Origin of the sequence: Limnohabitans parvus II-B4 (genome assembly GCF_003063455.1) — a bacterium.
Taxonomy (GTDB): Bacteria; Pseudomonadota; Gammaproteobacteria; order Burkholderiales; family Burkholderiaceae_C; genus Limnohabitans_A; species Limnohabitans_A parvus.
The window spans coordinates 183,521-205,052 of the sequence record NZ_NESN01000003.1; the positions used below are offsets into that span (position 1 = coordinate 183,521).

A 21,532-nucleotide genomic window follows, 5' to 3' on the forward strand; every position below is an offset into this window, starting at 1 on the left:
ATCAGCCCAAGCGTTGCAGTTGTTGGCGAATTTTGTCGAGTGTGGCGCCGAAGTCGGCCACACGCTTTTTGGTTTCGTCGAGCACGGCTTGTGGGGCTTTGGAGACAAACGCCTCATTGCCGAGTTTGGCGTTGGCCTTGGTGATTTCACCTTCCAAGCGTGCAGCTTCTTTGGTCAAGCGAATTTTTTCTGCGGCTGCATCCACTTCGATGAACAGGCACAAACGCGCTTCGCCCACCACGGCCACGGGGGCCGCTTGTGCGGCTGCGATCCATTCGGCTTCGGTGTCAAACACCTTGACTTCGCTCAGCTTGGCCAGCGACTGCAACACCGGTGCCACGCTTTGCATGAAGGCCGTGTCACCCAGCACATACAGGGGCATGCGCGTGGCGGGTGAGACGTTCATCTCGCCGCGCAGGTTGCGGCAAGCGTCCACCAGGGTTTTGAGTTTGGCCACATGGGCTTCGGCAGCCAAGTCGATGCGTTCGGGCTGGCTCACCGGGTAGGCCGCGATGCTGACCGACTCGCCCGGACGGCCCGCCACCACCGACACTTTTTGCCAAAGCTCTTCGGTGATGAAGGGGATGATGGGGTGCGCCAAACGCATGATGGTTTCCAGCGTACGGATCAGGGTGCGGCGGGTGGCGCGTTTTTGCGCATCGTTGCCGATGTTGATCTGCACCTTGGCGATTTCGAGGTACCAGTCGCAGAACTCGTTCCAGACAAAGTCATAGATCGTGTTGGCCACGTTGTCCAAGCGGTACTCGGCAAAGCCTTTGGCCACATCGGCCTCGACGCGTTGCAGGTGTGAGCTGATCCAGCGGTCGGCCTGGCTGAAAGACATGTAGCCATGAGCAGGTCCGCCCACTTCGCATTCAGCCTTGGTGTGCTCTTTCAGTCCGCAGTCTTGGCCTTCGCAGTTCATCAGCACAAAGCGGGTGGCATTCCACAGTTTGTTGCAGAAGTTGCGATAGCCTTCGCAGCGCTTGGAGTCAAAGTTGATGCTGCGGCCCAATGATGCGAGTGCCGCAAAGGTGAAACGCAGGGCGTCTGCGCCGTAGGCCGGGATGCCTTCGGGGAATTCTTTTTCGGTTTGCTTGCGCACCTTGGGTGCGGTCTCGGGCTTGCGCAGGCCTTGGGTGCGTTTGTCCAGCAGGGGCTCGAGCGTGATGCCATCAATCAAATCCACCGGGTCAAGCACGTTGCCTTCAGACTTGCTCATCTTCTTGCCTTGGGCATCGAGCACCAGGCCGTGGATGTAGACGTGTTTGAAAGGCACTTTGCCGGTGAAGTGGGTGGTCATCATGATCATCCGGGCGACCCAGAAGAAGATGATGTCGTAGCCGGTCACCAGGACGCTGCTGGGGAGGTAGAGGTCGTAATCGTTGGTTCCGCTGGCGATCGCACCGGTCTCGGCCTTGCTCCCACTCGCTTCGCTCGCAATGTCGCTGCGTCCGAGCCCGGCACGCTCGCCAGCTGCGGTGTTGGGCCAACCCATTGTTGAGAATGGGACCAAGGCGCTGGAGTACCAAGTGTCCAGCACGTCTTCGTCGCGCTTGAGTGTTTTGCCGGGGGATAACTTGTCAGCTTGTGCTTGCGCCTCAGCTTCGTTGCGGGCCACGTACACTTTGCCGTCTTCGTCGTACCAAGCCGGAATCTGATGACCCCACCACAGCTGGCGCGAGATGCACCAGTCGGTGATGTTGTTCATCCACTGGTTGTAGGTGTTGACCCAGTTCTCGGGCACAAAGCTCACTTCGCCAGATTGCACCGCGTCAATGGCTTTTTGGGCAATGCTCTTGCCGGTGGCGTCGCCTTGGCCGACTTGGTTCATGGCCACAAACCACTGGTCGGTCAGCATGGGCTCAATCACCTGACCAGTGCGGGCGCAACGCGGCACCATGAGTTTGTGTTTCTTCACTTCCACCAAAGCGCCTGCAGCTTCGAGGTCGGCCACCACGGCCTTGCGGGCCACAAAGCGGTCGAGGCCGCGGTATTTCTCGGGTGCATTGTTGTTGATGGTCGCGTCCAAGTTCAGCACGCAGATCATCTCCAGCTTGTGGCGCTGGCCGACTTGGTAGTCGTTGGTGTCGTGCGCGGGCGTGACCTTCACCACGCCGGTGCCAAAGTCCTTGTCCACGTAGTCGTCTGCAATCACGGGGATGGTGCGGCCGCAGAGTGGAAGGTTGACCTGTTGGCCAATCAGGTGTTTGTAGCGCTCGTCTTCGGGGTGCACCATCACGGCCACGTCACCCAGCAGGGTTTCGGGGCGGGTGGTGGCGACGGTCAATGAACCGCTGCCATCGGCCAAGTCATAACGGATGTGCCACATCGAGCCGTCTTCTTCGGCGCTTTCCACTTCCAGATCGGACACCGCGCTTTGCAGCACCGGGTCCCAGTTCACCAAGCGTTTGCCACGGTAGATCAGGCCTTGCTCATACAGCTGCACAAAGGTTTCGGTCACGGTCTTGGACAGTTTGGGGTCCATCGTGAAGTATTCGCGACTCCAGTCCACGCTGTCGCCCATGCGGCGCATCTGGCTGGTGATGGTGCTGCCGGACTCTTCTTTCCACTCCCAAACCTTGCTTACAAAGTTCTTGCGGGCTTCGGCAGGTGTGGGGCCCATGTCGTGGCGGCTGATGCCTTTGGCTTGCAGCTGGCGCTCCACCACGATTTGGGTGGCGATGCCCGCGTGGTCGGTGCCGGGAATCCATGCGGTGTTGAAACCCGACATGCGGTGGTAGCGGGTCAACGAGTCCATGATGGTCTGGTTGAACGCGTGGCCCATGTGCAGGGTGCCGGTCACGTTGGGCGGGGGCAGCTGGATGGCGAACGCTGGTGCGCCGTCTTTGGCCGCTTGGGTGCCACGGAAGCCGGCCACGCCATAACCGCGCTTTTCCCATTCGGGGCCCCAATGGGCTTCCAGTGCTGCGGGCTCAAACGATTTGGACAGGCTCTCAAGGCCGGGTTGGTTCACGGGAGTGACAGGCGCGTTGCTCATGGCTGGGGCTTCTTAAAAAGAAAAACGGCACCTCAGCAGATGCCGCGCAGGACGTTCTCAGTCCAAAAAAGGCATTTTACCTAGGCGGCAGCTTGCGATGGGTCAAGTCCGGCCTGATTGCTTTGCTCAATTTTCGTGATTGGTTCAATTGATTGGGCACTGGCTCGGGTCTGAGAGTAATCTGAGTTCCTCTGGCGATCCTGTCAGAGCATTCAAATTTCTAAATCCATTTAGGAGATCACCATGGCTGCACTCAAAGGCTCACGGACGGAGCAGTGCCTGAAAGACGCCTTCGCTGGCGAATCCCAGGCCAATCGGCGCTATTTGTACTTCGCGAACAAGGCAGACATTGAAGGTCAGAACGATGTAGCAGCTCTGTTCCGCTCTACCGCAGAAGGCGAGACAGGTCACGCCCACGGTCACCTGGAGTTTTTGGAGCAATCCGGCGACCCGGCCACGGGGCTGCCCATTGGCTCGACCCGTCAAAACCTGGCTTCGGCCGTGGCGGGCGAAACCCACGAGTACACCGACATGTACCCGGGCATGGCCAAAACCGCCCGCGAAGAAGGTTTCGATGAAGTGGCTGATTGGTTTGAGACGCTGGCCAAGGCAGAGCGCTCACACGCCAATCGGTATCAAAAAGCCTTGAACGAATTGGTGGATTGATCCTCGGTCAGTCCTGCACCCGCTGCATTGTGCAGCGGGTTTATCTCAAAGTTTGTTGCCTTGAATTTTCAGATAAGCCCCCCAAAAAACAGGCTGTTAACAGGAGCACACCATGGCCAAAGAAGGCAACCTCGAAGCCCCCACCCGGCACGCCCTGGACTGGCAAAACCCTGACTTCTACAACGAAGACAAGTGCCTGGACGAGTTAGAGCGTATTTTTGACATTTGCCATGGCTGCCGACGCTGCGTGAGTTTGTGCGGTGCTTTTCCTACCTTGTTTGATCTGGTCGATGAAAGCAGCACCATGGAAGTCGATGGCGTCGACAAAAAGGACTACTGGAAAGTGGTGGACCAGTGCTACATGTGCGACCTGTGCTACATGACCAAATGCCCCTACACCCCGCCCCACGCGTGGAACCTCGACTTTCCGCATACCATGCTGCGGGCCAAAGCCATCAAATTCAAAAAAGGCGAAGTCGGCACGGCCGAAAAGTTTTTGGCTTCCACTGACGTTCATGGTTCGTTTGCCGGCATCCCGATCGTGGTGCAGGCGGTCAACGCCATCAACAAAACCGAAACTGCGCGCAGCATCCTGGAAAGCGTGGCGGGCGTGGACAAAAACGCCTGGTTGCCTGCTTTGGCGACTCAAAAATTCCGCTCCAGTGCCCCGGATGCAAAGGCGTCCAAAGAGGTGGACGGCGAGAAAACACCCGGCAAAGTGGCGATCTTTTCCACTTGCTACATCAACTACAACGAGCCCGGCATCGGCCATGATCTGCTGAAGATCCTTGACCACAACGACATCCCTTATGTGCTGGTCGAGAAAGAAAAGTGCTGCGGTATGCCTAAGCTCGAGCTCGGCGACCTGGACTCGGTCAAGCAATCCAAAGAAGCCAATATCCCGGTGCTGGCCCAATACGCCAAAGACGGCTTTGCCATCATGGCGGCGGTGCCCAGCTGCGCCTTGATGTTCAAGCAAGAAATTCCGTTGATGTTCCCCGATTGCACCGACACCCAGTTGGTCAAAGAAGCCATGTGGGACCCGTTTGAGTACTTCATGGCCCGCAAGCGCGATGGCTTGCTCAAGACCGAATTTCCTCAAGCCTTGGGCAATGTGAGCTACCAAATTCCTTGCCACGGCCGGGTGCAGAACATCGGCAAAAAAACCGAAGAAATGCTCAAGATGATCCCGGACACCGAGATCAATACCATTGAGCGATGCTCGGGCCACGCGGGCACCTACGGCGTCAAAAAAGGCTCGCACGACATGGCCATGAAAATCGGAAAACCCGTGTTCAAGGCCATGGCCACCATGAAAGATGGCTCCAAGCCCGACTTCATCAGCTCCGACTGCCCGCTGGGCGGCCACCACATTGCCCAAGGCTTTGAGGTCAACGGTTTGGGTGCCCCCGAACTGAACCACCCCTTGACCCTGGTGCGCAAAGCCTACGGTCTCAAATAAGGAAAACCGCCATGCAACTGACCGGAAAAATCACGCCCGAGACCCTGATGTCTTTGGAGGCGTACACCAAGTGGCGCAAGGTCCGCAAGCCCGAGGTGATCGCCCACCGCAAGCTGCGCAGCGTGCAGTTGGGTGAACACATCAACGTGCAGTTTGAGAGCGAAACCACCATCCGCTACCAAATTCAGGAGATGCTGCGCATCGAAAAAGTCTTCGAAGAAGAGGGCATCCTGCAAGAGATCGAGGCCTATGCCCCGCTGGTGCCGGACGGCAGCAATTGGAAGGGCACCATGATGATCGAGTACACCGACATCCACGAGCGCAAGCGCGAGCTGGCCAAATTGATCGGCGTGGAAGACCGCATGTTTGTGGAGGTCGAAGGCCATGCCCGCGTGTACGCCATTGCCGACGAAGACCTGGACCGCGAGACCGAAGAAAAAACCTCAGCTGTGCACTTTTTGCGCTTTGAACTCACCCCCGTCATGTGCGCGGCCGTGAAGGCGGGCGCTGGCGTCAAGATGGGTTGTGACCATACCCACTACCCCTCTCACCTCGATATCGCTGCTGACACCCTGGCCAGTTTGGCGGGCGATCTCAAGTAAACGACTGCGTTCAGCCCACAAAAAAGCCGGAGCAGGCCGCAAGGCCCACTCCGGCTTTTGAACGTTTGGTGCTCAGTCCAGCTTGATGTTGGCGGCCTTGATGGCTTGCGTCCAGTCGGCGATGTCGCGGTCCAAAATTTTGGTCATCTCGGTGGGGGCGACAAAGCGCACTTCAATGCCAGCAGCATCGGCGCGTTGTTTGCTCTCGGGCAAGTCCAGGCTGCGCTTCACGGCATCGGCCAATTGGGTCACCACGGCAGGTGGTGTGCCCGCTGGGGCGTACAAAGCCACCCACGACTCGAGGTCAAAGTTGGGGTAACCGGCTTCGGCCATGGTGGGCACTTGGGGCATGCCTGCGTGGCGTTTTTTGCCCGTGACAGCCAAGGCCTTGAGCTTGCCGCCCTGGATGTGTTGCATCACCGAAGGCGGTGTGGTCATGAACACCTGCACCTGGCCGCCCAACACGTCCGCAATGGCTTGGCCCGAGCCTTTGTAGGGCACATGCACTAGGTTCACGCCGGTTTGCTGTTTGAAGATTTCGGTGCCGATGTGCGAGACCGAGCCATTGCCTTGCGAGGCGTAGTTCAGCTTGCCGGGGTTTTGTTTGGCGTAGGCAATAAACTCCTTCATGTTGTTGGCGGGCACCGAGGGGTGCACCGCCACCACGTTGGTGGCCACGGTGATCAGGCCCACGGGCGTCAGGTCTTTCAGCTCCCAAGGCAGCTTGGTCATCAGGATCGGGTTGGCAACGTGGTAACCCGAGTACGACACCAGCAGCGTGTGGCCATCTTTGGGGGCGCGAGCCACTTGCTGGTAGGCCAGGTTGCCACTCGCGCCGCCCTTGTTTTCCACCACGATGGACTGGCCGATCAAGCGGCCCAGCGGCTCAGAGATCAGGCGGGCCGAGGTGTCGACCAAGCCGCCGGGTGGCACGGGCACGACCAAGGTGATGGGCTTGCTGGGGAAGGCTTGCGCCATCAGGGCCAAGGGAGCGCACAGGCTGGCCACAGCCAGCAGTTTGGAAAATTGACGTCGGGTGTTCATTTGTCTCTCTCTTTTTTGGGGGGTGAAAATCAGCGCATGCCAATCTTGGCGTCGTTGAAAATGTTTTTGGCTTCGCGGGGCAAGCTGCGCCAGTACTGGTGTTGCGCATCAACGGTGCCGCCCAAGGCCACCGCCGCTTCCCAGCCCCAGCGCGGCTTGTACAAAAAGCTGCGGGCCAGCGCCACCAAGTCGGCGTCGCCACGCTGCAGCACGGCTTCGGCTTGGGCGGGCTCGGTGATCAGGCCCACGGCGATGGTGGTCAGGGCCGATGCTTCCTTGACTGCTTTGGCCAGGTGCACTTGGTACTCGGGGCCCAGGGTGATTTTTTGCAAGGGCGACACGCCGCCCGACGAGATGTGCACGAACTGCGCCCCGGCTTGTTTGAGCAGGACGGACAGCTGAGCAGTTTCTTCGATCCTCCAGCCACCATCCACCCAGTCGGTGCCCGAGATGCGCATGCCCAGCGTGCCGCCAAAGGCTTCGCGCACGGCTTTAAACACTTCCATCGGAAAGCGAATGCGGTTTTCAAACGAACCGCCGTATTGGTCGGTGCGCTGGTTGGAAATGGGCGACAAAAACTGGTGCAGCAAATAGCCGTGCGCGGCGTGCAGCTCTACCGCTTCGATGCCCAGCTCGTGGCTACGCCGGGCGGTGTTCACAAAGTCGGCCTTGATTTGCGCGATGTCGGCCAGACTCAGTTCGGTGGGCGCGGCTTCTTGGGGCAAGTGCGGCAGGGCGCTGGGCGCCACGGTCTGCCAGCCGCCGTTTTCGGGTGCGATCAACATGCCGCCGTCCCAGGGGGCGGCGCTCGAAGCCTTGCGGCCTGCGTGGCTGATCTGGATGCACACGGGCATGGCGGGGGCTTGGCGTCGGGCGCGGTGCAGTTTGTCGGCCAGCGCTGCCTGCGTCGCGTCGTCCCACAGGCCCAAACAACCGGGGCTGATGCGGCCCACGGCCGACACGGCGGTGGCCTCGATGGTGAACAAGCCCGCGCCGCTGTTGAGCATGTTGGTCCAGTGCGTCAGGTGCCAGTCGGTGGCCTTGCCGTGGTCGGCCGAGTACTGGCACATGGGTGCCACCACGATGCGGTTTGGCAAGGTGAGCGGGCCAGAGGGCGCGTTGAAGGTGAAGGGTGTGAAGAGCAGGCTCATGGGGGCTTGTAGTGGGTGTCGTTTTTTGGCTTGGCACGCGATGGCGTGCTGAGCCCCGGATCTTATGGAAAATCGCGAGGATGCTTATCCGTTGTGTGACAGTGATGACTTGCCTGTGCGATCCGGGATTTGATGCACACGCTTGTCACCTCGGATTTGATCCATACCCTCTGTCACCCCAGACTTGATCCATACCCTCTGTCACCCCAGACTTGATCCATACCCTCTGTCACCCCGGACTTGATCCGGGGTCCATGTATTGGTCTTTTGCACAGGACGGATGGCCATGCGGGGATGGATCCCGGGTCAAGCCCGGGATGACCTGTCCCCCCGGGATCACGTTTGAGGTGGGCAAGCGCGGGATGACATGCCGTCAGTCGCAAAAGCATCCCAAAGCCCCCACTCGCTCGGCATAGGCGATTCCAGTCGCAGCAACTCACCGCTGACCGGGTGGGGCAGTTCTAAACTTGCCGCATGCAACCACAGCCGCTGCAGCCCGAGCAAGTCGGCCACCGCCCGATTGAGCGGGCCTTTGCCGTGGGTGGCGTCGCCGATGATCGGGTGGGCGATGTGCTTCATGTGGCGTCGCAGTTGGTGGCGGCGGCCCGTTAGGGGTTGCAGCTGCACCTCGGCCCAGCGCAGGCTGTCAAAGTTCCCCTGCGCAATGGGCAGCTCGCCTCGCCGCAGCGTTTCATAGCGCGTCTGGGCGGACTGGATTTCTTCACGTTCAAGGCGCATGTCGTCGGGCATGCGCTTCAAGGGGTGGTCGATCAGGCCTTCTGGCAAAGGCCATCCCCGCACGATGGCGCGGTAAGTCTTGTGCAGACCCTCACCCGTTTCAAAGGCTTGCCCCAGCGTGCGGGCCACCTCGGCGCTCAGCGCAAACAGCAGCACGCCGCTTGTGCCCTTGTCCAGACGGTGCACGGGCCAGACGTGCCGCCCGATCTGGTCGCGCAGGGTTTGCAGCACAAAGCGGGTTTCACCCCTGTCCAGCGGGGTGCGATGCACCAGCCAGCCCGCAGGCTTGTGCACGATGGCGAGATAATCGTCCAGGTAAAGGATGTCGAGCATGTTGTTCTTATTGTCACCCGCCAAATCTTTGGACTACGAAACCCCCGCAGCGGGCGTGCCCCACACGCTGCCACAGTTCGTGCCGCAATCGCAGGCCCTCATTGAGGTGCTGCGCCAAAAGTCGCCCCAGCAAATCGCCGAATTGATGGACTTGTCGGACGCGCTGTCGGCCCTGAACGTGGCCCGCTACGAAGCCTGGACGCCCAAGTTCACCGCCAAGAATGCCAAGCAGGCCGTGCTGGCCTTCAATGGCGACGTGTACGAAGGTCTGGACGCCAAGACCCTGAGCGCCAAAGACCTGGACTGGGCTCAAACCCATGTGGGCATTTTGAGTGGCCTGTACGGCGTGTTGCGCCCGCTGGACTGGATGCAGCCCTACCGCCTGGAAATGGGCACCACACTGCAAACCGACAAGGGCAGCAACCTGTACAAGTTTTGGGGGCCGCAAATTGCCGACTACCTGAACGCCCAGCTGGCCAAAGACAAAACCCCGGTCATCGTGAACCTGGCCTCGCAAGAGTATTTCAAGTCGGTGGACCGCAAAACCCTCAAGGCCCGCGTGATCGAGTGTGTGTTTGAAGACTTCAAGGGCGGCAAATACAAAATCATCAGCTTCAACGCCAAGCGGGCGCGGGGCTTGATGGCGCGATTCGCCATCCAAAACAAAATCACCCACCCAGAAGGGCTGCTGGGTTTTGATCTGGAAGGCTACGCCTACGACCCGCAAGTGTCCGAGCCTGACCGTTTGGTGTTCCGCAGAAAGGTGCAAGCATGAGCATGAACTCCCCAGAACAATCCCAACTGGGCAAATCCAGCGCCTATGTCGACCAGTACGACGCCAGCTTGCTGTTCCCGATTCCCCGCGCCACCAAACGCGCCGAGATCGGTGTCACCGGGCAACCCGTGTTTTTTGGGGCCGATTTGTGGACCGCGTTTGAGCTGTCCTGGCTCAATACCAAAGGCAAGCCACAGGTGGCGCTGGCGCACATCACCGTGCCTGCCGAAAGCACGCACATTGTGGAGAGCAAGTCCTTCAAGCTGTATCTGAACAGCTTCAACAACACGCAGCTGGAGAGTGCCGAAGTGGTGCGCGACATGATCCGCCGCGACATCAGCGCGGCCATCTGGCATGGTGGCGTGGTGCAGGCCAGCGTGGGCGTGAAGCTGCTGCTGCAGGAACACTTTGACGCCGAGCCCGTGCACGAGCTCGACGGCTTGAACCTGGACCGCATGGACATCGAGTGCACGCGCTACCAGCCTGCACCGGAGCTGCTCAGCGCCAATGCCGAAGAACTGCCTGTGAGCGAAACTTTGGTCAGCCACCTGCTCAAAAGCAATTGCTTGGTCACAGGCCAGCCCGACTGGGGCAGCGTGCAAATTACTTACAGCGGCCCGCAAATCGACCAAGCGGGTCTGCTGCAATACATCGTGAGTTTTCGCAACCACAATGAATTCCATGAGCAATGCGTCGAGCGCATCTTCATGGACATCTGGACGCGCTGCAAACCCACCCAGCTGACGGTCTACGCCCGCTACACCCGGCGCGGCGGACTGGACATCAACCCCTGGCGCACCAGCGCCCCGGGCAAGTTGCCGCCCAATGTGCGCACGGCTCGGCAGTGAATCAAGTCAGTGGGGCCGCACCACCGACAAGTGCAGTCCGGTGGCGTTCAACACAGCCAACCAGGTTTTGAGTGTGGGATTGCCGCGTGGACTGAGTGCTCGGTACAGGCTTTCGCGAGGCATGCCCGCTCTCTCGGCCACCGCTGACATGCCTTGCGCCTCAGCAATGTGCCGCAAAGCTGCCAGCAGTGCTTGTTGCCCGCCGGGTTGATCCGCTTGATCCAGTGCAACCGCGAGGTACTCGTTGGCAAACTCAGGATCGGCTTTGAGCATCTCCACAACGGCTTCGTCATGCGGGCGGCTGGTCATGATGGTCATTTGAGCTTTCTCCTGTGTTGCCAGTCCAGCCAGTAACGGTGGGCTTTTTCAATGTCCGCTTGCTGTTTACGCTTGTCACCACCGACCAACAGCAAGATCAAGCGCTGTCCGGCCTGTGCGTAGTAAATCCTGTACCCCGGCCCCCAATCAATTCGGGCTTCCCAAACGCCTTCACCAACCGGTTTCACATCGCCAAAATTGCCGCTGGCTATTCGGCCAACCCGAATCAAAATTCGGGCCCTGGCTTGTCGATCCGCCAGTGACATCAACCACAGTGCATAAGGGTCTTCGCCATGTGCGGTCAGGTAATCTCGAACTTCAAACATGTGAATTATAAGTTACAAGACAATTCGACCGCATCACATGGCAGGTCGGCAGCCCAAAAAATCAAATGGCACGAAGGTGCTTCCACAATTAACCCCATAAGCGTTTTGATCTCTGCAAGTTTAGCGGCGCGAGTGATTTGTGAGTCATAAAGTATTTATTAAAAAATCAATAGACGATATGGCTTCTTTCGGCCTGACGAGCATGACGTGTTAACTTCTGACAACCGTGCCTGCTAGTGCTCTTTACTTGCTGGCCATCCCACCCCATTCCCAACATGACCCCCACCCGCCGCCGCGTTCTCCAGGCCCTTTTGTACGAGGCCATTGCCATCGCCGTGGTCGGGCCCGTGCTGAGCGTGGCCTTTGACAAGTCGCCCACCTCTACCTTGGGCCTGGCGGTTGTGTTGTCGAGCATTGCGCTGACGTGGAACTACGTCTTTAACTGGCTCTTTGAGCGCTGGGAGTCGCGCCAATCGGTGCGTGGCCGCTCCTTTGTCAGGCGGCTGGCCCACGGGGCGGGTTTTGAGGGCGGGCTGGTCATCATTCTTTTGCCCGTCATGGCGCTGTGGCTGGGCATTTCACTCACCACTGCCTTGCTGGCCAACTTGGGCTTGCTGGCGTTCTTTTTCTTCTATGCCATCGCCTTCACCTGGTGCTTCGACCGGGTCTTCGGATTGCCCGCTTCTGCCCAGGCGGGCGATGTCAAACAGGGCTGATCCTGTTCGCTGCGGCCAGAAAAGCCCAAGGGCTTTTGCCTTCTTACTCCGCAAACACTTCCTGCAGTGTGATCAGCGCTGCCGTCAACGTCTTGGCGGACACAGCGCCCAGTCGCTTGACCAAGCGCACCTTGTCAACCGTCCGAAGCTGATCCAGCACGATCAAGCCCTTGGTGCCAGCATGGGTCACAGGCACCCGGAACGGCGCGGCAAAACCCTTTGAGGTCATGGGCGCCACCATCACGGTTCGCAGGTTGTCATTCAACTCTGCCGGTGACATCACAACGCAGGGCCGCGACTTCTTAATTTCGCTGCCCACGGTCGGGTCCAGGTTCACCAGCCAAATGTCGCCGCGCTTCACCAGCCCAACTCCTCGTCGTCCAAGTTGCCGAACTCACCCATTAAAAGCGCATCACCACCTTTGGCGGACACGGCTGCAGCAGCCTCTGCCCAGCCAGCACGCACGGACTTGGCAGGCTTTCGCAAGACGATGGAACCGTTTTCCACTTCGATGGTGGCTGTGGCCTGTCCGTCCAGCCCAACCTGGGCCAGAAACGGCTTAGGCAACACCACGCCTTTGCTGTTGCCGATGTTTCGAATGGCAATTTCCATGATAATCCTCCAGTTGCAACAATGTTAATCCATGCTGAGTGGATGGGCAAGACCCAAAGTTGTAACAATGTGACCACATCATTGTGACGAAAAAGTCCCAGCACCTTTGGCCGACCAAGACACCACCCCCACTGCACATCTGTCTGTTGAACACGAGTTACGCCATGTGCGTGCGCTCATGCACCTTGAGCAACAGGAAGACCAGGCGCAGTTCAAGCTCAAAAACGCCAGTGCCAGCATCAAAGAGCGCCGTCGGCGTGGCCTGACTTGGTACCCCGTCACCATCACCCAAGAAGACATTGGCTTTGGCGGCAAGGTGGTGCTGGAGCTGGAGCGCCCGGCGCATCGGCAAGACCTGCATTTGTTTCAGGTGGGGGCGGCTGCTGCGCTGTTCAGCAGTGCGCCCGGCTACTCGGGGCCAGACCGGCCTGTGGTGAGTGGCGTGGTGACCCGCGTGCGGCGTAACAAGCTGGTGCTCTCCACCACCAAAGAAGCGCTGCCCGACTGGGTGCGGGACGGCAGCACCCTCAACGGCAGCACGCTGGGCATTGACCTGACCTTTGACGAGATCAGCTACCGCGAGATGAACCAGGCCCTGAGCGCGGTCATTGCCGCACACGGCAACCGCTTGGCCGAACTGCGCGACGTGCTGCTGGGCGCCCGGCAGGCAACTTTTCGCGAGCCCCAAGCCGACGACCTGTTTTACCCCAGTGCGCTCAACGACTCGCAGCTGGCCGCTGTGCGCCATGTGGTCACGGCGCAAGACGTGGCCATCATCCACGGCCCGCCCGGCACGGGCAAAACCACCACGCTGGTGCAAGCCATTTTGGAAACCATCCGGCGCGAGCGGCGCGTGCTGGTGTGCGCCCCCTCGAACACCGCCGTAGACCTGCTGACCGAAAAATTGGCCGAGCGCGGTGTGAATGTGATCCGCTTGGGCAACCCCAGTCGCGTGTCGGACTTGCTGCTCAAGCACACGCTGGATGCCGGGGTGATGGCCCACGCCAGCTACGCCAAGATGCACGCGATGCGCCAAACCGCTGAACAGCACCGCGAAGCTGCCAGCGAACGTGTGCGTAACTTTGGTTTTGAAGAGCGACAGCGCCGCCAATGGCTGAAGGATGAAGCACGCACGCTGCGCCAAGCCGCCGATGATTTGGAACGCTTCATGACCGAAGACGTGCTCGAATCGGTGCAGGTCATCACCTGCACGCTGGTGGGCGCCAGCCACCGCCACATTCGCCACCTGAGCTTTGAGACCGTCTTCATTGACGAAGCCGCCCAGGCCTTGGAGCCGGGTTGTTGGATTCCGATTGCCAAGAGCCAGCGCCTGGTGTTGGCGGGCGACCACCACCAGCTGCCACCCACTGTGAAAAGCGAAAAAGCCGCCCGCGAAGGCCTGCGCGAAACCTTGTTTGAAAAGTGCATCCAGCGCCAACCGGGCACGGCCCGCATGCTGAAGGTGCAATACCGCATGCACGAGCAGATCATGGGCTTCAGCTCACAGAAGTTTTATGGCGGCCAACTGGTACCGCACCCCATCGTGCGCCATGCCGACTTGGCCGCCTATGACCCACGCTTTAATGACCCGCGCTTTGCACCCGAATTGCCTGTGGAATTCATCGACACGGCGGGCTGTGGCTATCAAGAACTGGCCATCCCCGAAAGCCGGTCAACCGCCAACCCCGAAGAAGCGCACTTGCTGCTGGAGCGCCTGGCGCAGCTGCTGGCCAAACTGTCGGAACCAGGCGAACCCACCGACCCAGACCAACGCCCGCTGACCATTGGCGTGATCGCGCCTTACCGCGCCCAAATCAACTATTTGAAAGACGCCATCGAAGACAGTGCCGTGCTGAACGATTTGCTGCTGCAACGCAGGCTCAGCGTGGGCACCGTCGATTCGTTTCAGGGCCAAGAGCGCGACATCATTGCCATCACCTTGACACGCAGCAACCCCCAAGGCGAGATCGGCTTCCTGTCGGACATCCGCCGCATGAACGTGGGCATGACCCGCGCACGGCGCAAGCTGCTGCTGGTGGGCGATTCGTCCACGCTTTGCAGGCATCCGTTTTTTGGGGAGTTGTTGGCTTATGTGAAGGGGGTGGGGGGCTACCGTACAGCCCATGAGGTGGGCAAACAGATTTGAATCATGGCCATCGCGGCGAATAGGACACGCGGATTTTTGGTCCCCACGGCCTGCGGGAAGCAGAGCTTGAGCTCTGGCGGCGAATTAGAAAATTAAATTGAAGGAGAAGCGAGCGAGAGCAGTGACTGAGATGCTGTCTGCATGACCTTGGCGGACAAGTCTGCGCCGGAGACATCCTCGTAGCGGGCTGGAATGCGTTCCTTCAATCTGAATAGCCGCTGGTGCGCCGAGCGGGTGAGTTGCCCATAGGAGACTGCTTGAACGCGGCCCCTTAGCACCTTCTCCTCCATCAGCTCCTTTTCGCGTATGGTCTTGGGCGCGATTTCGTGGCCGACGACGAAAGCACGAAACATTGGCGTGCCGTCCAACGCTCCACTTCCTAGAAAGTCTTGGACGTAACCGTCCGCTTGATTCATTTCCTCGCGGCCAATAGCGAAGCGGCCCCGTTTTAGTTCAATGATCAAAACACTTTGGATGCGCGTCAACGTTGGATCTGCGGCATCGAACCCTTCGGTACCTACGATTGAGCATGTTGCATCGCCGAGGACCATGATGTCTGGGCGCTGCTTGGCATTGATAAACGACTCGCTGGATACACGCTTGTTGAAAATCTTCTCGGCCGCAGTCTTCAAGCTCACGTTGGATGAGTATTCGCTGCTGTCGAACTCAGGACCGAAGAGCCAACGCGCCTGTGTCACAAGCGGATGAAGCGTGTGGAGCTCGTCAGCAGTTTCGTCCCCGGACAGTTTCTCAATGGCCGCGATCACTGCCAGCCGCTGGTCGATCTCATCCAGCACCGCTAGCGCATCGCGCACGGTCCATTGGCTCAGCAACCTATCGAGCCCGTCAATGTCGGACTCGCCGAGCTTGGTGAGCTTCTCAAGCAGCCTCGTGCCACCGCGCGCCTTCTCCAAGTTGATGACGGCTTGGACTGCTGCAGTAAGGAAATCCTGCGAAACGGTTGGCGTTGCTTTCACGAGGTCGCGGGCGAAACTGGCCACTTCAGCCCGTCCCAACGGAGATAGCCCCTTGAAATCCTCGCGATTCTTTATCAAGGCTTCTTCTGAGCTTTCCTCGACCAAAGTCACCGAGAGCTGGGAGAAAACTTTGCGGGCATATCCGCGAGATGCTTCGAATAAGGCATCAACCTTGGGGCTGCTTTTGAAACGGACCCAGTCCTGTTCGATCTCAGTAAGCCAGTCGTCAGCTTTTATCACGATTGAGTAGCGCTTGGCGAATCTCGCGCGGCCATCGATGACGGCCTCAGTGCCGACTACCCAACTTGGAGAGCCGACCAAACGCCCATTCACCCAGAAGGCGATGCCCTGATAGATAGTGGATTTGGCGGTCCGCGTTGAATCGACTACATAGGCCTCAGCAGACTGGCACCCTTCGATTTCTAGGTCCATCCGCTCAATGAGGCCGGACTGATCCGCCAAGGCAACAGAAATACCATTGACGCGAACCACAAATTGGGGGTCGTGGATGAAACGCGCCGCGAGGATTTCCCTTATCCGATCTGGATCGGGCAAGTGCCGCTCCACTATGACGGAGACTCTAGTCCCGTGACCATTCCGGATGAACGAGCCCTCCCTCTCAATTTTGAAGGGGTTCTCCTCGCTATTGGTGCCGATGTCGAAACTCGTGCCCTTGTCATCGCGCCAAGTCTCGACCGAATACTGATCGGCGAAGCACAGCAGCCCATGCCGACCCACGCCATTGCGGCCATATGCTTTGCGACGCCAGCCCTTGCGCGCGGGAGGAAACTCAACAATCGCGCTTTGATGCTTGACGCGGTCATAGCCGAGCTTCATCCAGCGGCCTTTGAACTGCGCGGGAGTCATGCCATGACCATCGTCTTCGATTGTCAGGACTAGTGCGTTGACCGGTGGGATCGTCAAGTCAACAAGGGACGCACCTGCATCCCACGCATTGGCAACGAGCTCTGTCAGTGCGATCTCGGAATCTTGGGCGATACGTCCAAGCGTGCGAACCAGATAGTTTTCTTCGAAAAGGGATCCTGTGAACCCTTCCTGTTTTCGTTTCGGTTTTGCCATGCCATTCCCCTATGTTGTTTCTGCTTCCCTGATCAGTAAAGAAAAGCGTTGAAGGCTGCGAAAACCTTTTCCGCCTTACCAAGAGTGCTCAGAACTGAACTATCCCGCTGCTTCCTCTGTCGGCACGAAGAGGTCTTTCGCTCGTGAGTCGTAAACCGTTTCTGTCAACTCAGATTTCAAGATGTCCTCGTTCAGGAGCTTGAACAGGTACCGCACACTGTTCCTCGAGCTCAGTTGAATCTTTCCGTCAACGACGTGCAGTCCGTAAGTTGGGTGGTTTTCGACGAAGGCGATGATGGCTTGGGACTGCATTTGGAATACCGGGCTGTGCTTAGCCCGCAGGACATGTTTTTTGGGCAAATCGAGATTGCTCAAATAGCCTTTGGCATCGTTGACCAAATCCATCTCGACAACTGTCTGCACCACGCCTTCCATAGCCTTCTTGGCAATTCGCTCAAATGAAAAGTCTTTCTCGAAGTGTGGGAGGCTGGAAATGTAGAACTCATCGTCCATCAGCATCACATCGAAGCCGGGCAAAATCTTCAGAACATCTTCATTGAGGACTTCGAAACGATCCGTGCGCCAGCTGAGGAGGATCTGCTCGCGTCGTACCACAGAGAATGGGAAGACCTGCTTGTAAAAGGTAGCCGAAGCTGTTGAAGAGGAGACCTTCACTACCAGCGACTTGACGTCGGAGATCGCACGATTCTGAAAGGTAAAAAGCGCTGGCTCTTTGCCCTCATGCAGATCCCGGATGGCTCCGAACTCCTGGGGTTGCTCTTCTAGATCGTAGGCATAAAGGGCGTTCGCGCGCTCATCAAGTCGAGATAGCTCTAAGGTCTCGAGATCCTTGGTATTGAAGTAGTTACGCAGGCCACTCACGAACTGCTTGCAGAGGATGGCAGCATCCTCCGGCGAGACATTGGCCCGCAGGTACACGCGCTCGGGATGTCTCCCGACGCCCAAGTACACCCTGATGTTCAAGCCCTCACCGAGAATTTCCTCGAGACTATTTCCTAGTTCTTTGACTGTCTTCACGAGAAACCTTTATCGCTAACGTTGCAAAGTAGATATTCCTGTCCAGCTTGAGCACGTTGACCGCATCATCTTTTTCAAGACCAGTGTTTGCAATGAGTACGGCAGGGCCGTCCTTGAACGTGACATTGAAGATGCGAAAACCAAGCAGGGCCAGCGTAGGGTTCGCATAGAAGAGATTGGTCCGGACATATAAGGCGCCGAGAAGACCTAGCGTGATGCCGAGATTGATCATCTGTCGGACGTTGTCGAGGCCAAATCCTACTAGGGGCACGACATAAGTTGCCAGGAAAACGAGGTGCTCGGCGTTTTTGTCCTCAATAGACTCAATGACCATCGGACCATCCTGCGCCCCTGCAATGAGGTGCCTGAAGCGCAAGTAGCAAGCTATCGAGATCAAAAGCAACCCAGCGCAGATCAAAGGCAAAACGTTCGCCTTGAGGATTTCAATCAACTCCAATCTGTTTGCAAGCTTGCAGTCGAGGCATATCTCAATAGACACCTTGTTGACGAAGATAAGCACGAACAGCAGCCACAGCGAGAGCAAATACATCCCGACTTTGATGGGCTGGCGCATGTGGGCACTACTAGTCCTCATAACTCCCCCGTGTCCGGTGCCAATGGATGACTGACGGCTTTTGCTCCATAGACTTCGCTAAGGCAGACGCTATACCTTCATGCGAAGAGCCAATTTTGGGAGTTCGATTAGGTTGACTAGGACATGGAATTAACTGATTGGTCATGGCAATCAACTTTCTATGACCTTGGGCGTTCGCGTTTTCTTGACAGCTGGCGCGGGTAGCAAGCTGGTGATGCGTTGGTACAGCTCGAACAGGAAGGCCACGCGTTCGGCGTCGGAGGCGTAGGACTTTTTGCCGCCGCTGGGTTGGTAGGCGGCGTCTACGGCGGTGTCTAGTTTTTGGTGGGCCTTGAGCAGGGCCGGGGGCATGGTCAGTGGGTCGTAGAGGTCGGCCAGTGACGAGGAGCTTGCAAATTGGGCGCGGGCGTCGAGCACGCATTGGGCGGCTTGTTCGATGGCGGTGCGGTGTTTGTCGCTGAGCGCCTCGCCAGCGAAGCCGGGCCAGGGGTAGTTGTTGTAGACGATGGTGTTGGAGTAGCTGTAATCGCTTTTCAAGCGTCCACAGGTGTATCGCATCCACGCGTTGTGCATCGTGCTGGTGAGCACCCCAAAGGTGAACAGTGAGGCATCGTCGACAAAGAAAATTTTGTCGCCACAGATGACGTCAATGTCCAGATAGCCGATGGGGATGAATTGGCGGCGTTCGGAAGAAACCTTTGGGATCGCCAAATAGCGTTTTGACTTTGGATGGCGAATTTCACCGAACAGGGTTGGTGTACTTGCCAGCTCTTTGGTAGTTGCGCGTGAACTGGCTAGGCGTGTTTCGCGCACCATTTCGACGCGCTTCATCACGTGTGGCATAGATCGAAGCTGTGAGGGTGAACAATTAACAAGCCACAAGCACCAGCGCGGGGTGTTATTGATGAACTCTTCCCCCATCGAAAACGGCTTGATCCACTCTTTCGCGTTTGGCTGAAGATGTAGGAGTTCTTCCTTTTCTGCTTGGCTAAACAGCAGTTTTCCGCCGTCGTTGGGCATGTTGCCGTTTGTCATTTCAGGCACTTCGCAAATCGGTGTGCGGCGTTTGTTCAGCAACACATCTGGCGCGTCTACCAAGTGGGCATTGATTCGCTTAACAGGCACGGCATGCGGTAGGCCTTTGATGTCTTCGTATTCGTAAATGGTTTTAACGGCTTGATCTTCGGGGCCAAAGCCCAGGATGACGCAATGCACGGCAGCGTTGCCTTTTGCTTCATTGCTCCATTGAAATGTCCGATGGGCAAAGTGGATGTGCATTCCCAAGCGCTGCATTTCGCCCCATAGCACGGCCACTTGTTCGCCTTGAGTGATGCTGTTGGTGGATACAAACGAGACTTGCGTACTGGTGCAGCCCTGCAGGTATTGCCCAGCCAAGATATACCAGCCAGACACAAAGTCCAATACACCTCCACCTTTGATGTCATGAACCACACGCGCCAAATCGGCTTTCTGTTCTGGCGTTTGGTATTGCTTTCCAAGGAACGGCGGATTACCCAGCACATAACTGCACCGCTCCGCAGGCAGCACCTCGTGCCAGTCCAGCCGCAGCGCGTTGGCGTGGCGAATCTGCGGTGAGCTTTTGAGCGGGATGCGGGCAAAGTACAGGCCAAACTCCACGCTCACGCGCAGGTTCATTTGGTGGTCCACCAGCCACAGGGCCACTTGGGCAATTTGCGCAGGAAACTCTTCGATCTCGATGCCAAAGAATTGGTCCACGTTCACGCCGATCAGGCCATGCACGTCCACCGTCAGCTGGCCTTTGTGTGCGCTCAGTTCGTGGTCGGCACGCAGCACCTTCAGCTCCAGCTCGCGCAGTTCGCGGTAGCTGATGACCAAGAAATTGCCGCACCCACAGGCAGGGTCAAAAAACGTCAGCTGGCGCAGCTTTTTGTGAAACTCAAACAGCTTGTTGCGGTGGCCTTTGACGCGCTCAAACTCGGCGTGCAGTTCGTCCAGAAACAGGGGCTTGATCAGCTTGAGGATGTTGGCCTCAGACGTGTAGTGCGCGCCCAGGTTGCGGCGGGCCTTCTCGTCCATGATGCCTTGGAACAGGCTGCCAAAAATCGCCGGGCTGATGGCCGACCAGTCGAGCGCACAGGCGTCCAGCAGGGCTTCGCGCATGGCGGTGCTGAAGTCGGCCATGGGCAGGGTTTCTTCAAACAGACGGCCGTTGATGTACGCAAACTGGCCCAGCTGTTCGTCGATGTTTTTGCTGCGTTGGCTTTCGTGCGTGTTGAGCACCTGAAACAGTTGCCCCAGGCGCGGCCCCAGGTCCGAGCCGTCGGGCGCGGTGCGTTCTTCGACAAAGTCTCTGAACGATTGCGCGGGCTGAAAGATGCCCGTGTCGTCGGCAAACAAACAAAACAGCAGGCGCACCAGCAGCACCTCGAGCGCGTGGCCGCTGTAGCCACTGGCTTTCAGGGCGTCGTGCAGGCGGCCCATGCGTTCGGCGGCCTTGATGTTGACCGGGTCTTCCGAACGGATGTCTTGCACCTTGTAGCCCGCCAGCAGGCCAAAGAGCTTGACGTGTTTGTGCAGGTGCTTGAGTTCAAACTCCACCGTTTCGCCCGTGGCCAGGCGCCGCACCCGAAAGCGGGCAAAGTCGCACACCACCACCAGCTGGGGCAGGTCGCGCTCGGGCAGGTTGTGCAGGTAGCCAATGGCTTGGTCCACCGCGTCGTCCAGGCTTTTGCCGCGCGACTTGTGCTCCACCAACAGCACGCCGGGCCAAAACAGGTCCACAAAGCCTTGGGCGCCGCCGAGCTTTTTGACGTTCAGCTCAAAGGTGGCGACGCGTTTGTTGGTGATGCCAAAGATTTCAAAGAAGTCGATCCAGAAGGGCTTGGCCTGGCTGTCTTCGTTGCAGGCGTCGGCCCAGGTTTTGCTAAAAAGCAATGCCCTAGATTTGATTTCGTTCCAATTAAGACCCATTTGGTGCTCATAAAGTGAGCTTGGATGTTAATGGAAAGTTCTCGGTTTTTTGGCTTGGGTAGTGCTGGGGGAGTAACTAAAGGGTCTGTGGCGGGAGCGGCTGGAATTGACGATGGCTTGCTGGACGCACTTGCCAAATTGGCGCGATTGTT

General features: G+C 58.1%; 19 protein-coding genes. 7 read left to right on the plus strand and 12 right to left on the minus strand.

What is annotated here, in order from left to right; all coding sequences use genetic code 11:
- Position 1: 1 nt before the first annotated feature.
- Entirely contained in the window at positions 2-3,001 is a 3,000-nt protein-coding gene (locus tag B9Z37_RS09335) for a valine--tRNA ligase (protein WP_108312756.1), read from the minus strand.
- Between the two features lie 243 nt (positions 3,002-3,244).
- On the opposite strand from B9Z37_RS09335, the gene B9Z37_RS09340 reads away from it, so the two are divergent.
- The 3 genes from B9Z37_RS09340 (at position 3,245) to B9Z37_RS09350 (ending at position 5,731) form a co-directional block, all read left to right on the plus strand.
- Positions 3,245-3,667 (plus strand): rubrerythrin family protein, encoded by a 423-nt coding sequence (locus tag B9Z37_RS09340; RefSeq protein WP_019431318.1) that lies wholly within the window; start codon positions 3,245-3,247, stop codon positions 3,665-3,667.
- A 112-nt stretch (positions 3,668-3,779) separates the two neighbouring features.
- Positions 3,780-5,129 carry a (Fe-S)-binding protein gene (locus B9Z37_RS09345; protein ID WP_108312757.1) on the plus strand — a complete coding sequence of 450 codons (1,350 nt, stop codon included), beginning with the start codon at positions 3,780-3,782 and terminating at the stop codon, positions 5,127-5,129.
- Between the two features lie 11 nt (positions 5,130-5,140).
- Positions 5,141-5,731 carry a DUF3501 family protein gene (locus B9Z37_RS09350; RefSeq protein ID WP_108312758.1) on the plus strand — a complete coding sequence of 197 codons (591 nt, stop codon included), beginning with the start codon at positions 5,141-5,143 and terminating at the stop codon, positions 5,729-5,731.
- Between the two features lie 72 nt (positions 5,732-5,803).
- Here B9Z37_RS09350 and B9Z37_RS09355 read toward each other — a convergent pair whose 3' ends face one another.
- From B9Z37_RS09355 to B9Z37_RS09365, 3 genes are all read right to left on the minus strand, one after another.
- Positions 5,804-6,775 carry a Bug family tripartite tricarboxylate transporter substrate binding protein gene (locus B9Z37_RS09355; protein WP_108312759.1) on the minus strand — a complete coding sequence of 324 codons (972 nt, stop codon included), beginning with the start codon at positions 6,773-6,775 and terminating at the stop codon, positions 5,804-5,806.
- A gap of 29 nt (positions 6,776-6,804) precedes the next feature.
- Complete coding sequence (locus tag B9Z37_RS09360; RefSeq protein ID WP_108312760.1) at positions 6,805-7,926, minus strand: NADH:flavin oxidoreductase/NADH oxidase; 1,122 nt, start codon at positions 7,924-7,926, stop codon at positions 6,805-6,807.
- Between the two features lie 336 nt (positions 7,927-8,262).
- Complete coding sequence (locus B9Z37_RS09365) at positions 8,263-8,997, minus strand: pseudouridine synthase (protein WP_108312761.1); 735 nt, start codon at positions 8,995-8,997, stop codon at positions 8,263-8,265.
- Here B9Z37_RS09365 and yaaA point away from each other — a divergent pair.
- Both yaaA and queF read left to right on the plus strand, forming a co-directional pair.
- Entirely contained in the window at positions 8,996-9,772 is a 777-nt protein-coding gene (gene yaaA / locus B9Z37_RS09370; RefSeq protein WP_108312762.1) for a peroxide stress protein YaaA, read from the plus strand. The two genes, B9Z37_RS09365 and yaaA, sit on opposite strands and share 2 nt — an antisense overlap.
- Before the next feature lie 2 nt (positions 9,773-9,774).
- Positions 9,775-10,620 (plus strand): NADPH-dependent 7-cyano-7-deazaguanine reductase QueF, encoded by an 846-nt coding sequence (queF, locus tag B9Z37_RS09375; RefSeq protein WP_108312763.1) that lies wholly within the window; start codon positions 9,775-9,777, stop codon positions 10,618-10,620.
- Between the two features lie 6 nt (positions 10,621-10,626).
- Here the strand turns inward: queF and B9Z37_RS09380 are convergent, their stop codons facing one another.
- Together B9Z37_RS09380 and B9Z37_RS09385 are read right to left on the minus strand one after the other, a co-directional pair.
- On the minus strand, positions 10,627-10,938 hold the full coding sequence (locus B9Z37_RS09380; protein ID WP_108312764.1) for an addiction module antidote protein: 312 nt from the start codon (positions 10,936-10,938) through the stop codon (positions 10,627-10,629).
- A complete protein-coding gene (locus B9Z37_RS09385; protein ID WP_108312765.1) occupies positions 10,935-11,264 on the minus strand; it encodes a type II toxin-antitoxin system RelE/ParE family toxin in 330 nt (109 codons plus the stop codon). Before B9Z37_RS09385 ends, B9Z37_RS09380 begins: the two co-directional genes overlap by 4 nt.
- Positions 11,265-11,539: 275 nt before the next feature.
- Here B9Z37_RS09385 and B9Z37_RS09390 point away from each other — a divergent pair, with 275 nt between their 5' ends.
- Positions 11,540-11,980 (plus strand): PACE efflux transporter, encoded by a 441-nt coding sequence (locus tag B9Z37_RS09390; RefSeq protein ID WP_108312766.1) that lies wholly within the window; start codon positions 11,540-11,542, stop codon positions 11,978-11,980.
- A gap of 43 nt (positions 11,981-12,023) precedes the next feature.
- Here the strand turns inward: B9Z37_RS09390 and B9Z37_RS09395 are convergent, their stop codons facing one another.
- Together B9Z37_RS09395 and B9Z37_RS09400 are read right to left on the minus strand one after the other, a co-directional pair.
- Positions 12,024-12,344, minus strand: a complete 321-nt coding sequence (locus B9Z37_RS09395; RefSeq protein WP_108312767.1) for a type II toxin-antitoxin system PemK/MazF family toxin — start codon at positions 12,342-12,344, stop codon at positions 12,024-12,026.
- On the minus strand, positions 12,338-12,592 hold the full coding sequence (locus B9Z37_RS09400; RefSeq protein WP_108312768.1) for an AbrB/MazE/SpoVT family DNA-binding domain-containing protein: 255 nt from the start codon (positions 12,590-12,592) through the stop codon (positions 12,338-12,340). The genes B9Z37_RS09395 and B9Z37_RS09400 overlap by 7 nt, the downstream gene beginning before the upstream one ends.
- 106 nt (positions 12,593-12,698) lie before the next feature.
- On the opposite strand from B9Z37_RS09400, the gene B9Z37_RS09405 reads away from it, so the two are divergent.
- Positions 12,699-14,738: an AAA domain-containing protein gene (locus B9Z37_RS09405; protein WP_108312769.1), complete on the plus strand. Its 2,040-nt coding sequence runs from the start codon at positions 12,699-12,701 to the stop codon at positions 14,736-14,738.
- 92 nt (positions 14,739-14,830) lie between these two features.
- Here the strand turns inward: B9Z37_RS09405 and B9Z37_RS09410 are convergent, their stop codons facing one another.
- The 4 genes from B9Z37_RS09410 to B9Z37_RS09425 form a co-directional block, all read right to left on the minus strand.
- Positions 14,831-16,795: an ATP-binding protein gene (locus B9Z37_RS09410; protein WP_108312770.1), complete on the minus strand. Its 1,965-nt coding sequence runs from the start codon at positions 16,793-16,795 to the stop codon at positions 14,831-14,833.
- 99 nt (positions 16,796-16,894) lie between these two features.
- Positions 16,895-17,833: an anti-phage protein KwaB gene (gene kwaB / locus B9Z37_RS09415; RefSeq protein WP_108312771.1), complete on the minus strand. Its 939-nt coding sequence runs from the start codon at positions 17,831-17,833 to the stop codon at positions 16,895-16,897.
- Entirely contained in the window at positions 17,805-18,407 is a 603-nt protein-coding gene (gene kwaA, locus B9Z37_RS09420; RefSeq protein ID WP_108312772.1) for an anti-phage protein KwaA, read from the minus strand. The genes kwaB and kwaA overlap by 29 nt, the downstream gene beginning before the upstream one ends.
- A gap of 171 nt (positions 18,408-18,578) precedes the next feature.
- Positions 18,579-21,380: a DNA methyltransferase gene (locus tag B9Z37_RS09425; RefSeq protein WP_108312773.1), complete on the minus strand. Its 2,802-nt coding sequence runs from the start codon at positions 21,378-21,380 to the stop codon at positions 18,579-18,581.
- Positions 21,381-21,532 lie beyond the last annotated feature (152 nt).

Coding starts and splice junctions, on each gene's coding strand:
- B9Z37_RS09380 (WP_108312764.1), bottom strand. CDS start 10,938: ATGACCATCATGACCAGCCGCCCGCATGACGAAGCCGTTGTGGAGATG.
- queF (WP_108312763.1), top strand. CDS start 9,775: ATGAACTCCCCAGAACAATCCCAACTGGGCAAATCCAGCGCCTATGTC.
- B9Z37_RS09410 (WP_108312770.1), bottom strand. CDS start 16,795: ATGGCAAAACCGAAACGAAAACAGGAAGGGTTCACAGGATCCCTTTTC.
- B9Z37_RS09355 (WP_108312759.1), bottom strand. CDS start 6,775: ATGAACACCCGACGTCAATTTTCCAAACTGCTGGCTGTGGCCAGCCTG.
- B9Z37_RS09360 (WP_108312760.1), bottom strand. CDS start 7,926: ATGAGCCTGCTCTTCACACCCTTCACCTTCAACGCGCCCTCTGGCCCG.
- B9Z37_RS09340 (WP_019431318.1), top strand. CDS start 3,245: ATGGCTGCACTCAAAGGCTCACGGACGGAGCAGTGCCTGAAAGACGCC.
- B9Z37_RS09335 (WP_108312756.1), bottom strand. CDS start 3,001: ATGAGCAACGCGCCTGTCACTCCCGTGAACCAACCCGGCCTTGAGAGC.
- B9Z37_RS09345 (WP_108312757.1), top strand. CDS start 3,780: ATGGCCAAAGAAGGCAACCTCGAAGCCCCCACCCGGCACGCCCTGGAC.
- B9Z37_RS09385 (WP_108312765.1), bottom strand. CDS start 11,264: ATGTTTGAAGTTCGAGATTACCTGACCGCACATGGCGAAGACCCTTAT.
- yaaA (WP_108312762.1), top strand. CDS start 8,996: ATGTTGTTCTTATTGTCACCCGCCAAATCTTTGGACTACGAAACCCCC.
- B9Z37_RS09390 (WP_108312766.1), top strand. CDS start 11,540: ATGACCCCCACCCGCCGCCGCGTTCTCCAGGCCCTTTTGTACGAGGCC.
- B9Z37_RS09400 (WP_108312768.1), bottom strand. CDS start 12,592: ATGGAAATTGCCATTCGAAACATCGGCAACAGCAAAGGCGTGGTGTTG.
- B9Z37_RS09350 (WP_108312758.1), top strand. CDS start 5,141: ATGCAACTGACCGGAAAAATCACGCCCGAGACCCTGATGTCTTTGGAG.
- kwaA (WP_108312772.1), bottom strand. CDS start 18,407: ATGCGCCAGCCCATCAAAGTCGGGATGTATTTGCTCTCGCTGTGGCTG.
- B9Z37_RS09365 (WP_108312761.1), bottom strand. CDS start 8,997: ATGCTCGACATCCTTTACCTGGACGATTATCTCGCCATCGTGCACAAG.
- B9Z37_RS09425 (WP_108312773.1), bottom strand. CDS start 21,380: ATGGGTCTTAATTGGAACGAAATCAAATCTAGGGCATTGCTTTTTAGC.